Consider the following 12,752-nt stretch of genomic DNA (forward strand, 5'->3'; position numbering starts at 1 on the left):
CCTAATGGGAGTGTTGAATAATAATAATTTCCAAGGGCATATTGACCCACAGGCACGTTGCATATTAGAGGCCTCGGGGCTGTTCAAAAATGTTGCCCAACAAGGCCGCAGTCATTTTTGCGCGCAGAGCGTACTTCCAGTACGTGAGCACGGAAAAATGGCGAGAACGCCGCTGGCCGCTTTTTTCAACAGTCCCTAATCATGGAAAATTCAGGAATTTCTCAATCCCATACATGCAACCCGGCTCAGAATTACAACCCCGGCATGACGGTCTGGTCCGGACATCCATTTGCCGCCAATTGCCAGTCTGCTGAAAAACGTTCAGCCGATTCAGGAGCAACGGCTCGAACGACCTTACAGGAAAAGGGATTTCCTTCTTTCGCCGTTTGCAAGAAATAATTTCGGATCTGAGGATCTGCCGGAACCAACCGACCACGCTCTCCATTCACATACCAGGTATGGAGTGTATGCTGGGCAGACTGATCACCGGCCAAGGCCTGGTCGATCACCCATGCCACAACGGGTTCACTCGGCGTCAGGTGGTCCCAGGTGTCTTCATCATTGGTCACCTGAGTGGACACGCGATGGGGAGGAGCCAACCGGTGCAGATCTTCTCGAATAAGACCAAAGCCGTTTAACACCTCCTGCCGGTCACCGGGCGAAAAGAGGTGGCGATGAAGGCCGCGACGGAATTGTGAGAGCTGTTCTCTGGCGGTCTGCGTGAGCGAATCGGCCATCGTGGCCCGACTACTCCGAAACCACCATAACATCGCCAAGGGGATATTGCGATCCACGCCACTGCCATTGGCATACATCGAAGCCAACAGGCTTTGGGCTTCGCCCGATCCCCCTTCCGCCGCCAGACGGAGCGGCTCGACCGCTTCACCGGTCCGGTTCTGAGCACGAAGCACGACCCCCAAATGAAACCATGCTTCGACCAATTGAGGCTCAACCTCGACCGCTCGCTGCAAGGCGGCAACAGCTTGAGACAAGTTCCCCGCTTCAGCCTGAGCTTTGCCAATGGCAAAATGGAGGTGCGCCCAGGCCGGTTGCAATCGAGCAGCGGATTCCAGGGCGACCACGGCCTTTTCCCATTGTCGGGTCGCCAGAAGCGCCGAGCCCAACTGAGACCACCCCGGAGCCCATTCAGGACGTTGGTCAGTCACCACATCAAATTCAACCGCCGCCTCGTCGATTAGTCCCATGGCAGCCATGGCAACTCCCAGATTGTAATGGAGCCATACTCCATCTTTGGCAAAGGGATCCTGGCGTAATGTCTCTCGCCACAGCGAGGCGGCCTGCGCCCAATTTCCCTGACGACTCCACACAACACCAAGCAGCAATCTCGCTGAAGTCAATCGGGGATCGAGAGAAATGGCCCTTTCCAGTGAAGGAACACTGGCTGACTCGTCTCCTTTCGCAAACAACGCCACACCGATATTGTAATGCGCGGCTACAAGGTCAGGTTGAAGTACCAACGCCTGCCGGGAATGTTCGATCGCCTCTTGATAATTCCCCTCTTGCAAACGGAGTAATCCTAAATTGGCATGGACCTTGGGGAGTTCGGGTTCCAACGCCAGGGCACGCCTCCAGGCCTGCTCGGCCAGGATATTTTCATGTGATGCATAGTAGGCCAACCCCAAGGCTTCATAGGCATGCGCCCACTTAAACGCATCGTGAAGGGTCGCCTGAAAATGGGCCACAGCTTGCACAGGATCTCCTGCAGCCAAATACCCCAATCCCAACGCATAATGGGCTTCGAAAAAATCAGGCTGAAGACGAAGGGCCGCCCGCCATTGCGCCAGCGCTTGCGCAAGCCGACCATCTCGCACCAGGGAAATACCATAGTTATACGAAACCAGGGCTGACAGGTGATACCGCAAGGAGGCCATGTGAAAATCCAACCGTTCCGCTTGCGACCAGGCCGCAATGGCCCCGGTTAAATCCCCCGTTTTGGCCAGGGCCACCCCAAGGTTATGATAGGCCTCGGCATAGTCAGGCCGTTGACGAGCGGTCTCCCGAAACTCATCAATGGCCACATCCAGTTCATTCGTGAGAAAAAAATCAATCCCTAACTGCAAATGCGCTTCAGCAGAATCCTGAACAGGAGATGAATCCGCTTGGGAGGTGCCACTCAATTCCGCATAGGAAGAAGAAACGCCAAGAAACCCCTTCAAAAGGAAAAGTCCCACAATGGCAGCACAGACCATTAAACCGCCAGGTACCCGTCGATTTACCATCAAGACACTCTCAGGAAGCAGAGATTGGGACGGTTCCGAAAGACAGACGAAACCCTCATGAACACCAACTTCACTCTATTAAGAAATCAAGGAAAATGGAAGAGCGCACAGGGAGGATCAGGCCTTCACCGCCATCCCCTGAGAAAAATAGGCGAAAGGCTTCGGAACGCCGGGAAGATAAAAGTTTTCGAGTGCGGAAACTGTCCAACCCTGCGCCTGAATCATCTGAACCATTGGACGGTTTAAATGACAGCCATCGCCAAGGTGTTTCCACGCCGGCGTGAGACGATCCTGCCACAGGCGAACCGAACGATCCGGACTTTGCCCATGCTCTAAAAACAACAACCGTCCTCCAGGTCTCACGACCCGAAGCAATTCCTGCAGTGCCTTCGAAAGGTGAGGAACGCTGCATAAAGTCATCGTGCTCACAACCGTATCAAAGCAGGCAGACGGAAAGGGAAGCGCTTCACCCAAGGCCAAGGCCAGATGAACGGGAATCACCGCCTCCGTCTGAAGCGAGCGGGCCAACGGAATCATCCCGGGATTGGGATCAATCGCCGTCAAAGAATGGATCTGGGAAGGATAGTAAGAAAAATTGGCGCCGGTCCCAAACCCGATTTCCAAAACCAACCCTGACGCCTTTGCGACCAATGACTGCCGCAAGGGGATAAAACCCGCTTGCCCCATACTCCAATGGACCAGCCTCGGAAACACTCGTCGTGAATACCACCCGCCTTTCATAAATATTTGGCTCTATGATATTTATGGTAAAAGGAAAGACCATCTGAACAAAATCCCCTGCCTTTGTAAGGCAGGGCTAGGGCATATAGGTCATTTCTAATTTTTCTGAAGGAGGCCAAGGAATGGTTAGATGGCCACCGCCCTGGTGAATATTGTGACACTATCTCAAGAAGTATACGACGACGGCCAAAAAATTGCTTCCGCCACCGAAGAAACTCTTCCTGGAATTCTCAACAAAATCCTTGGTACTTACCTTGGGTGGCCACTAAAAATCCGGTCGGGATACTTGATCGATAAGGAAAAGAGTAGATCAGACATTTTTGCTTCGGTGATTTACGCCGCCCAAGCTGGCACAACGGCGGAAACACATGGCATTCACGCCGACAATGCGGCAGTTGTCATCGATGTCTACGAAAATTTGGATTCAGATAAGTTCCGTGACTCCTACGCACGCATAGCGAAGGCGAAAAGGCTGAAGAAAACTACCGCGCCTACCCTGAATGGGGTTGCCATCCAAACCACGACTTTGGGAATTATTTTCGCCCTGCGCTCAACAGTTCCTCTTGATTACATCGCTGAAGAGCTTGGCCGATTGAATACTTCAACTCCGAGTCAGGAGTGGCCGGATATGGTTGTAGTTGCAACGGTTGGAATAGTCAATTACGCGGTTCAATTTCCAGGCGAGTCCCTCAGCGGTCATCTCCTCCCTCCCGCACCTCGTGCCCGCGATGCCTATACCCCGCCTATGTATATTCTTATAATCGTGAGGCCTACGGGAGGCTATACATTCAATAGCATGTTAGGATTTCTAATTGGGCAACTTTTTTTCTTTTCACCAGGTGTACAGCTTCCGGATATGAAGCATGTTGTGGAAGGGGTGCCGAACCAAGCCATCACGTTTTCCGGATTTCAATACAACTTGAACGGCGATCTCGTGCCGGTTCCGCGGCAGTTCTATAACGATCGCTATCTGCCGCCGCTGCCCGTCAACATTGAAGACCACAGTGGCAATCTGCTATGCACCCTTCAATTTCTGCCATGGCAGGATGGCGGCACAATCCTGCTTAAAGGCAAACTTCCGTTGGAGGGTATCATGCCTTTTTTCACAGGCGTGGATATGCGGAGAGCCGGAAAAATAAAGCGGGATGACTATGAGATTGCGTACGTTCTTCCAATTAAAGAGGAAGATTTCAAAGCCATGTTGGTGAAGATTAGGGAACGTTCGAAAATGGTTGTGCAATTTCCACAACCCAAATGGACAATCCAGAAGGTTTCGAATGAAGGAACCAGTACACCATTTATCGCTCGTCTCTTCTTAGGGATTTTAAAGCTTAGGGATGTGATTATGTCAGGACCAGACGAGAGGAACAAATTTGATACCTTATACGATATAGTTCTGTCGTCCCTTCGGACCGCTCGTAAATCGACGCAGCGGATCACTGAACTGTGGCAAGAGCACTCCCGCATGGTCACTTCTGGCGAAATCGCACGACTACAGAACCAAATGATTCACATCGAGGAAAGCATTGACGAGGAATTGAGGAGAGAAGTTGAGATTTTTGTGATCGCTGCTGGCCGGACGATCAAAGAGGGGATGCAAAAATTTACCGCAGCGGCTCAGGTGGACATTGGATTCCTTTTCCAGAAGCAAGCCGCGTTTGAGGCCGGACTTGCCAACCTTGAAATAACAGATCCTACCTTGGCTGACTATCTTCAGCAAACCCGCAGGTGGTCCGAGCGTTTGCAAAATTGTCGAAATTCGATCGAGCACAAGGGCTGGATTTTGGGACGCGTAACATATTCACGCGAGGCTAATACAATCAAAGCCATCCAGCCAACTATCTCGGGACAATCAGTAACAGATTTTGTCTCATTTGCTTTCGACCGCGTGGCCTGCTTTGTCGAGGAACTGAGTGCTTTCTGCGTTCAACGGCAAGTTCCTGAGGGGGTTACAATTGCGGAAATTCCTCTTGCAGAGCGACCAGAAGAGGCCCCTGAGCGATTTCAGGTGACACTCGCGAGGGGAGGACTTCCTCCTTGGCAAATTGATTACCATGAGACTTTATTCGAGGAGACCTGAGATTCTGCAAGCATAAAAAAAAGCAGCAAATTTGGTAAAATTTATACGGTCTGGAACTTCGTTATGCCTAGAGAACACTTCCTTCAGGAACCCGCTGTTTTAATCTCGCACTATGTGGTGTGGCTGATGTGTGCAGTCAGTAATCGGAATTCGTAGAAGATAGAATATTGGTGCCGAAGGCGGGACTTGAACCCGCATGGGTTTCCCCACACGCCCCTCAAACGTGCGTGTCTGCCATTCCACCACTTCGGCACGAAGTAGGCAGATTATGAAACCTCTTGATGTCCTTGTCAACGCGTGAGGCGCGGGGTAGAATCCCGCCATTCTCATTAATTATTTGACCCCCCGGATTATAGCTCACCATGACCCGCTCGACCTCTTCGCCCGCACCCCTGACTCATTCTCAACACTGGATCGGTGCCTTTTTCGATGTGGATAACACGTTGATTCCCGGCGCGTCGATTGAAATCGGATTTTTCCGGTATCTCTGGCAAGACGGTGTCGTGGGTTGGCCGGAGGTATGGCACAGCCTGGGGTATGCCATTCGTCAAATGCCCCCCATTTCGTTCAACCCTCTGCGACGGAGGAAGCTGTATCTGATGGGGCATGATGTCTCCCTCATTGAACAGATGGCCAGCGAGTACGTGGAGTTATATGTTGTTCCACGGGTCTCAGCGAGGGCTTTGAATCGTTTATCCCGTCATCGGGATGCGGGACATGTCGTAGCCTTCGTCAGCGGATCACCTGAGTTCTTGGTGAAACCACTGGCTGAGGCACTTGGAGTCTCATTGGTATTTGGCGCGAGACCGGAATCCCAGAAAGGGCTCTATACGGGAAAGGTGTTTGCCCCGTTGCCCTATGGTGAGGGAAAGGGCCGGTATGTGGAGCGCCTGGCCACCCGTTACAATCTGGACTTGACGCGTAGCTATGCCTATGGCGATAGCCCTGGAGATTTCCACGCGCTCCAACTGGTTGGCCATCCCTTTGTGGTGAATCCGATTCGGGGCATGGCTCGTATTGCCCGCGAACGGGGTTGGCCGATTACACAATGGGCTTAGGAGTCGGCCATCCGGTATGAAATCAACCAGCTTGCTTACGCCAAACTGACCGTTTCTCCGGTCCTTTTCATCCAATAGCTCTCTTTTTGCACCATATGATCGAAAATATCACTCAACCTGATCCAACCTTGTGACGATTTCTCATCTCCGACAGCCACCTAGCGCACCCTTCACTGTCCCCTCCCCATCACCCCACTTTTTGAGTACAATGCTTCCTGTTGTGTGCTGGAGTTGAGAGCGTTTATGACCACTTTGCCTTCCTTAAAAATCACCGAAATCTTTCATAGCCTTCAAGGGGAATCCACTCGTGTGGGACAACCGTGCGTGTTTGTCCGGTTAACGGGTTGTCCGCTTCGTTGCACCTGGTGTGACACGGAATATGCCTTTTATGGTGGAAATACCATGCCGATTGAGACAATTCTGGCGCAGGTACAATCATATGATTGTCCGCTTGTCGAGGTGACCGGCGGTGAACCATTGCATCAACCTGGCTCTCTGGTATTGTTAACACAATTATGCGAGGCTGGATTTCAGGTGATGCTGGAAACCAGCGGGGCGTTTGATATTGCCAACGTGGATGAGCGGGTTTCGATTATTCTGGATGTGAAATGTCCGGGTAGTGGAATGACGGACCGGATGCGGTGGGACACCCTTAGGCATTTGTCCGGAAAAGACGAAGTGAAGTTTGTTTTGAAGGACCGGGCCGATTACGAGTGGGCGCGCGATATTGTAAAGCAGTATTCATTGGGAGACCGCTGTCCCGTCCATATGAGTCCGGTCTTTGGAGTCCTCCATCTTCAATCCCTGGCTGAATGGATTCTGGAAGATCGACTGCCTGTTCGTTTTCAACTCCAATTGCATAAAGTGATCTGGGATCCCCAAACCCGGGGCGTGTAACAACGCCACGGCAAGGGGATCTGTTTACGTTTGGGGCGATTTATTTATTGAGGAGGCGTATGAATATTCTAGTGAAGAGTGGTGAAGCCACCGCGACAACAACGGATGTGTTGGTGTGTTTGGAATATGAACAAGGGAAAACCTGGAGCAAAGCCGTCCAGCCGGTCGACCAGAAACTCGGTGGACAATTGAGCGCCCTGCGCAAAAGTGGAGAATTTTCCGGCAAGCCGAATAACACCGCCTTACTGCATATCGATGGGAAATTGCCAGCAAAACGTGTGCTTCTTGTCGGCCTTGGAACACGGGAGACGGTGACCTTGGAACGAATTCGTCAAGCGATGGGGACCGCTGCCAAACGCGCGCGCGCCGCCAAAGCCAAAGGGGTTGTTTGCGTGATGCCGGACGTGCCAAAGGGAACCGGCCCTCTGGATGACGTGGCTCAAGCCATGGTGGAAGGGGTAGTTCTTGGGCAATATCGGTTTAATGAGTACCGCACAGACCGTACGGACGACAACCACTCCTTGCAATCCTGCACCCTACTCACCACCTCCAACGCTCACCTGAATGAGGCCAAAGATGGGGCCAAACGTGGCCAAATCCTTGGGGAAGCGACCTGTTTCGTCCGGGATTTGTGCAACCACCCCGCAAACGTGATGACGCCTTCCAGAGTCGTCACCGAAGCCAAAAAAATCGCCAGGGAGGCCAAAGTCCGGCTCAAAGTCTTGGACCGCAAACAGCAGGAAAAACTCGGCATGGGCGGATTATTGGGGGTCTCTCGAGGCAGCATCGAACCGCCTCAATTCATCATTCTGGAATATATGGGCGGCGCTCGCACACAAAAACCCATTGTTTTTGTCGGCAAAACGGTAACATTTGATAGCGGCGGCATCTCCTTAAAACCATCGGAAAACATGGAACAGATGAAGGCCGACATGACCGGTGGGGCCGAAGTGTTAGCGACGATTCGAGCCGCCTCCCGGCTCAAGCTCCCGGTCAATGCGATCGGCCTCTTGCCTGTGACGGAAAACATGCCGGGAGGACGGGCAACTAAACCCGGCGATATCCTTACCATGCTCTCCGGAAAAACAGTGGAAGTCCAAAATACCGATGCGGAAGGTCGGTTGATTCTTGCTGACGGCTTGGCCTATGCCTCTCGGTTCAAACCCGCCTGCGTGATTGACATCGCCACACTGACCGGCGCGGCTGCTGTTGCCTTGGGACAGTTCGCGATTGGCATGCTGGGTAATGACGACCCCCTGAAAGCCGACATCAAAAAGGCCGGCAATCATGCCGGTGAACGGGTATGGGAAATGCCCCTGTGGGATGAATATTTTGAACAGCTAAAAAGTGACGTGGCGGACATGCGGAATATCGGTGGGCGCGGAGGCGGAATGATTACGGCGGCCATGTTTTTATCAAAATTCGTTGGGGACCATCCCTGGGTTCATTTGGACATTGCCAGCACCGATTGGGGTACAACAGAACGGCCGTATATTCCGAAAGGTCCGACAGGTATCGGGACCCGGTTGCTGATTCAGTATTTACTGAATCATGCCAATCGCTAAACAGCAACGCACAGCGATGTCTATCGCCGAACTCATAGGGCAACTGTGTATGATCGGGTTCGAAGGGACGGAGGTCACTCCGGACCTTCGAGCCTGGATGCAGGAATTCCGACCAGGAGGGATCATTCTCTTTTCCCGCAATTTGGTTGACCCTGTCCAAATCGCACACCTCACGAACGACCTCCAAGCCCTGGCCGGTGACATCCCACTGCTCATCGGCATCGATCAAGAAGGCGGGCGCGTCTCCCGCCTTCCTTCAGGCTTTACCATTTTTCCTCCTGCGACAACCGTCGCCCACTCGGGATCCACGGAACTGGCCTATCAGGCGGCAGCCGTGACCGCTAAGGAGTTACGCGCCGTAGGGATTAATATGAATATGGCACCGGTTTTGGACATCCATACGAATCCCTCCAATCCGATTATCGGAGATCGGGCGTTTGGGACCGAGCCGGAACAGGTGTGCCTCATGGGAGCGGCCACTCTCGCGGGACTGCACGATCATCGCGTATTGGCCTGTGGAAAACATTTTCCTGGTCATGGCGACACCAGTACCGATTCACATGTGGAACTGCCGGTGGTCCACGCCACACGGGAGCGGCTGGAGAGCGTGGAACTCAAACCTTTTCAATATGCCATTGCGCATGGCCTACAAGCCATCATGACGGCCCACGTCCACTATCCCGACCTAGACCCCATAAATCCCGCAACCCTCTCTGCCATGATATTGACAGATATCCTTCGGCAGCAGATGGGATTTTCCGGCGTCATCTTGAGCGACGACTTGGAGATGGGCGCCATTGTGAACCATTCGACAGTCGGCGAGGCCGCTGTGCACTCGTTACAAGCCGGAGTGGATATGTTATTAGTGTGCAAAACCCGCAGGCTTGCGACCGATACGATTAAAGCCGTCAGTCGTGCCGTTGAATCTCACGTATTGGATCAAAGCCGCCTTGAGACGAGTGTGGCCCGTATCGCCTCCGTCAAACAGCAATTTGTCTTCCCCTATCACCCAATCGACATTCCCTCCATCCCTCATACTGTCGGGATTTCTGCCCATCGCCATGTCTTAGCACAGATCCAAGGACAGTTTCGCACCCTGACCTGAATGCACAAAAAAGATAAGACGGATTCCCGGACGGGCTCCAATAAGCAGTGGGCGGTTCGTCTCGCTCTAGGCCCATGTTATGGATGCCGGCTCCTCTCATCTTCTTAGGTGTGAAAAAGAAGGGCCTGGCCCAATTCTGGACATTCCCTACAAAGATTTGGTTAGCTATCAATCTTGCTGCATAAATCGACACATCCAATCATCTATTTCTATTGCTGATGACAGAATTTCATGATTCATTTCGGGAGCAAGGAGCATGGTTATGGCATTAAAAAAAGGGGACATAATCGACGAACGCAAACGGTTTCCTGATTCTTGCGGACTGGTACTCAAGGTGATGAGCGGTGGCGAAGGGTTTGAAAAAATACGATGTTGCGGACATGACCTGACCCTGGAGGACGTGGTTCCCTCGTTTAATCAAGAGCGTGGCCGCCGAGCAGGAGCCTTGGCAGTCGGCATGCCACTTGATGAAAAAATTGTTGCCACTGATTCCTGTGGACTTCGCCTCATGGTAATGGCGGGCGGGGAGGGATTTCAGGAAGTCATCTGTTGTGGCCATTCGTTTGGTGCGAAAGCGATTCAGAGTCTAGAGTTTGGCCAGATGCGGGGAGAGGACACCAACCGAGAGCAATCCCCCAACACGCCACATCAAGGGACCGCATAAGAGGGCACATTCAACATGTTAGGGTGGACACCAGATTCAATTAAGCAATGGGTCCGATGGATGCAGTTCCTCGACCGGTGGGGCTACATCACCGCCTGCTTGAGTTTTCTTCTCGTGGGTATGCTGGTCTTCGGTTATAGTTGGGTAGCCTATGCTCAATCGATACAGACCGCGTTTTTGCCAGCGACCATCACTTTATTGAATGACCTGTTGTTCGTCATTATTCTTTTGGAATTGTTTCGCACGGTATTAGGCTTTCTACAAAACGACCGCATTCGACTGGAACCCTTCCTGCATGTGGGGATCATCGCTTCTGTCCGAAGAATTCTTACCGCTGGTGCTGAATTCTCGCACCAGGAATCTGTCCCTGAAGATATGTTTCGTCATTACCTCATGGATATGTCCCTGCATGTCATCGTAATTTTGGTCCTCATGATCGCACTATATCTTCACCGAAAATCCGAACTTCCGGTAGAACCTCTTCTCAACAAATAGCCCTTCCGAATTCCAGAGAAATTCTTTTTCTCATTTCTCTTCCCCCAAACATATATATTGCCAGAAATTCCTAATGAACTTCTTGGGCTCATATTGCATACCGCCGGGGGCTGTGGCAGTATAGCCTCCTTTTTAGACGACAATCTGTTCTGTTGGTATCATGGATTCTCTTCCTGAATTAGTCGGCACGGTCCATATTATTCTGGGCCCCTATCGAGGAAATCCGATTGCACTGTACATGTGCCAGGATGAGTCTACCTGCCGGATTTCTCCTCGTATCTACCCGTGGAATCAAACTGTTGGAACCGGAGAAACCCCTAATAAGGCCGCTGCAGACTTTGAAGCCAGGTGGAAAGAGACCGACCTAGCCGACGATATGTATACCGGCCCTCATTGGGAAGGTGGCATCAAACCGGAAAAGCCCAAACCCGTACCTGCTCCAAAACTTTCCACTCCTCCTGCAGCCAAGGAAGAGGCTGCACAAGAGACCAAACCCCCTCCACCTAAATCACCGGCCCAGCCGGATCCACCCCAACCAAGTCCCGAAGCCGAAGACGCGGCTAAGTAAAACTACCAGTCCTTTTATCCGTTTGAAAGTTCTCTTTCTTATGGATTTGGTGTGAACCAGGCCAAACTGTCCTGAACAGGCTATGTTCGGCTGTCGGCAAACTGCCTGGCGGATTGAATCAACGCCGAAAATAGACGTTTCTGAATCGCATCCTTCCGGTATAAAAACTCCGGATGCCATTGGACCCCAAGCCAGAATGGATGACGAGAGGCTTCAATCGCTTCAATGACTCCATCTGGAGCAATCCCGGTAACCTGAAAGGACGATGGAACAGATTTGATAGATTGATGGTGGGAGCTATTCACCGCAATACTTAACCGCTTTGCGATGCGCTGCAGTAGGCTGTTTGGTTCAATACTAACCAGATGGGCTGTTTTCGTTGCCGATTTGGTGGGTCGATGTTCAATTTTCGTCGCCAATTGAGAGGAAATGTCCTGCACCAGGGTTCCTCCCAAGGCCACGTTCATGGATTGCATCCCTCCGCAAATCCCCAGGGTCGGCACACCCTGACGAAAGGCCAGCTTGGATAATCCAAGCTCTAGTTGGGCGCGCTCTTCGCTCATTTGCTGAAAAGGATACCGCTGCTTCTCCCCATACAACTCAGGTGCTAAATCCGATCCGCTCCCGGTCACCAGAAGACCGTCCAGCCGTTGCATGAGATATTTCTGTTTTGCCAAACCACGGACCAGGGGAAGCACGATGGGCACTCCCCCGACGTCCTGAATTGCCTGAAGGTACCTGGCCCTCAAAAAATAGGTGGGCTCTTTCCCACCCATATCCTTCCGATTTCCAGGGTTAAAATCCGGTGTAATTCCAATGATAGGTTTGAGCATACCAGCCGATTCAACTCAAGCGGGTTTAATCTTTCGGTCTATAGCGCTTGATCCTCGTATGCGGAAACCCCGAGGAATCGAACAGGCTCATTCCCCTTCAGATGGTCAGGAGTGATGACATACGTGCCGTAGAAGCTCGGCTCCCATACGGCTTTTGCGGTTTCAAGGTCACCACCTGTCAATCCATAGGTAAACGTTCCCACAACCCCGCCCAAGATGGCATAGGCAAACTTCACAGGGAAATAAATCACGGTCAGCAGAGCACTCCCGATCCCAAGGGCCGCTTCATTGGTTGGGCTCGATAATTCTTGGTCGGCAGCCAAACTTACCCCTGTGGCACCCAGGCATACGATCAGGGAAAAAGCCAACAACACGCACACCCCTGTCAATTGTTTAAAAACACCTCCCCAAAAACCCTTGGATTGCCGCATAAGGAATACTCCTTCCTGTTTAATTTTTATGCAAAACTTCTCGTTAGTATTTTAAACCTGAATGATGCATTAGTC

General features: G+C 51.9%; 12 protein-coding genes and 1 tRNA gene. 8 read left to right on the forward strand and 5 right to left on the reverse strand.

Going from position 1 to position 12,752, the window contains the following annotated elements:
• Positions 1-251: 251 nt before the first annotated feature.
• Both PP769_RS03450 and PP769_RS03455 read right to left on the reverse strand, forming a co-directional pair.
• Positions 252-2,240: a tetratricopeptide repeat protein gene (locus tag PP769_RS03450; RefSeq protein ID WP_312645235.1), complete on the reverse strand. Its 1,989-nt coding sequence runs from the start codon at positions 2,238-2,240 to the stop codon at positions 252-254.
• Positions 2,241-2,357: 117 nt separating this feature from the next.
• Positions 2,358-2,981 (reverse strand): class I SAM-dependent methyltransferase, encoded by a 624-nt coding sequence (locus PP769_RS03455; RefSeq protein ID WP_312645237.1) that lies wholly within the window; start codon positions 2,979-2,981, stop codon positions 2,358-2,360.
• A gap of 130 nt (positions 2,982-3,111) precedes the next feature.
• Between PP769_RS03455 and PP769_RS03460 the strand changes: the two genes are divergently transcribed.
• Positions 3,112-5,061, forward strand: a complete 1,950-nt coding sequence (locus PP769_RS03460) for a hypothetical protein (RefSeq protein WP_312645239.1) — start codon at positions 3,112-3,114, stop codon at positions 5,059-5,061.
• Positions 5,062-5,229: 168 nt separating this feature from the next.
• On the opposite strand, the gene PP769_RS03465 is transcribed toward PP769_RS03460, so the two are convergent.
• A tRNA-Leu gene (locus PP769_RS03465) sits at positions 5,230-5,313 on the reverse strand.
• Positions 5,314-5,423: 110 nt separating this feature from the next.
• Here PP769_RS03465 and PP769_RS03470 point away from each other — a divergent pair.
• The 7 genes from PP769_RS03470 to PP769_RS03500 all read left to right on the forward strand — a co-directional run bounded on the left by PP769_RS03470 (position 5,424) and on the right by PP769_RS03500 (position 11,413).
• Positions 5,424-6,119, forward strand: coding sequence for an HAD family hydrolase (locus PP769_RS03470; protein WP_312645242.1), 696 nt, complete (start codon positions 5,424-5,426; stop codon positions 6,117-6,119).
• 243 nt (positions 6,120-6,362) lie between these two features.
• Entirely contained in the window at positions 6,363-7,016 is a 654-nt protein-coding gene (gene queE, locus PP769_RS03475; RefSeq protein WP_312645244.1) for a 7-carboxy-7-deazaguanine synthase QueE, read from the forward strand.
• A gap of 59 nt (positions 7,017-7,075) precedes the next feature.
• On the forward strand, positions 7,076-8,581 hold the full coding sequence (locus PP769_RS03480; RefSeq protein WP_312645247.1) for a leucyl aminopeptidase: 1,506 nt from the start codon (positions 7,076-7,078) through the stop codon (positions 8,579-8,581).
• Positions 8,568-9,686 carry a beta-N-acetylhexosaminidase gene (gene nagZ / locus PP769_RS03485; protein WP_312645249.1) on the forward strand — a complete coding sequence of 373 codons (1,119 nt, stop codon included), beginning with the start codon at positions 8,568-8,570 and terminating at the stop codon, positions 9,684-9,686. The genes PP769_RS03480 and nagZ overlap by 14 nt, the downstream gene beginning before the upstream one ends.
• A gap of 262 nt (positions 9,687-9,948) precedes the next feature.
• A complete protein-coding gene (locus PP769_RS03490; protein ID WP_312645251.1) occupies positions 9,949-10,350 on the forward strand; it encodes a hypothetical protein in 402 nt (133 codons plus the stop codon).
• A gap of 15 nt (positions 10,351-10,365) precedes the next feature.
• Positions 10,366-10,845, forward strand: a complete 480-nt coding sequence (locus tag PP769_RS03495; RefSeq protein WP_312645254.1) for a phosphate-starvation-inducible PsiE family protein — start codon at positions 10,366-10,368, stop codon at positions 10,843-10,845.
• 160 nt (positions 10,846-11,005) lie between these two features.
• The gene (locus PP769_RS03500) at positions 11,006-11,413 is read left to right on the forward strand and encodes a hypothetical protein (RefSeq protein WP_312645256.1); all 408 of its coding nucleotides are present in this window, start codon (positions 11,006-11,008) and stop codon (positions 11,411-11,413) included.
• 80 nt (positions 11,414-11,493) lie between these two features.
• Here PP769_RS03500 and PP769_RS03505 read toward each other — a convergent pair whose 3' ends face one another.
• Together PP769_RS03505 and PP769_RS03510 are read right to left on the reverse strand one after the other, a co-directional pair.
• Complete coding sequence (locus tag PP769_RS03505; RefSeq protein ID WP_312645258.1) at positions 11,494-12,246, reverse strand: gamma-glutamyl-gamma-aminobutyrate hydrolase family protein; 753 nt, start codon at positions 12,244-12,246, stop codon at positions 11,494-11,496.
• A gap of 38 nt (positions 12,247-12,284) precedes the next feature.
• Entirely contained in the window at positions 12,285-12,677 is a 393-nt protein-coding gene (locus PP769_RS03510) for a hypothetical protein (protein ID WP_312645260.1), read from the reverse strand.
• Between the last annotated feature and the right edge of the window lie 75 nt (positions 12,678-12,752).

The sequence above is a fragment of the Candidatus Nitrospira allomarina genome (genome assembly GCF_032050975.1).
GTDB lineage: Bacteria > Nitrospirota > Nitrospiria > Nitrospirales > UBA8639 > Nitrospira_E > Nitrospira_E allomarina.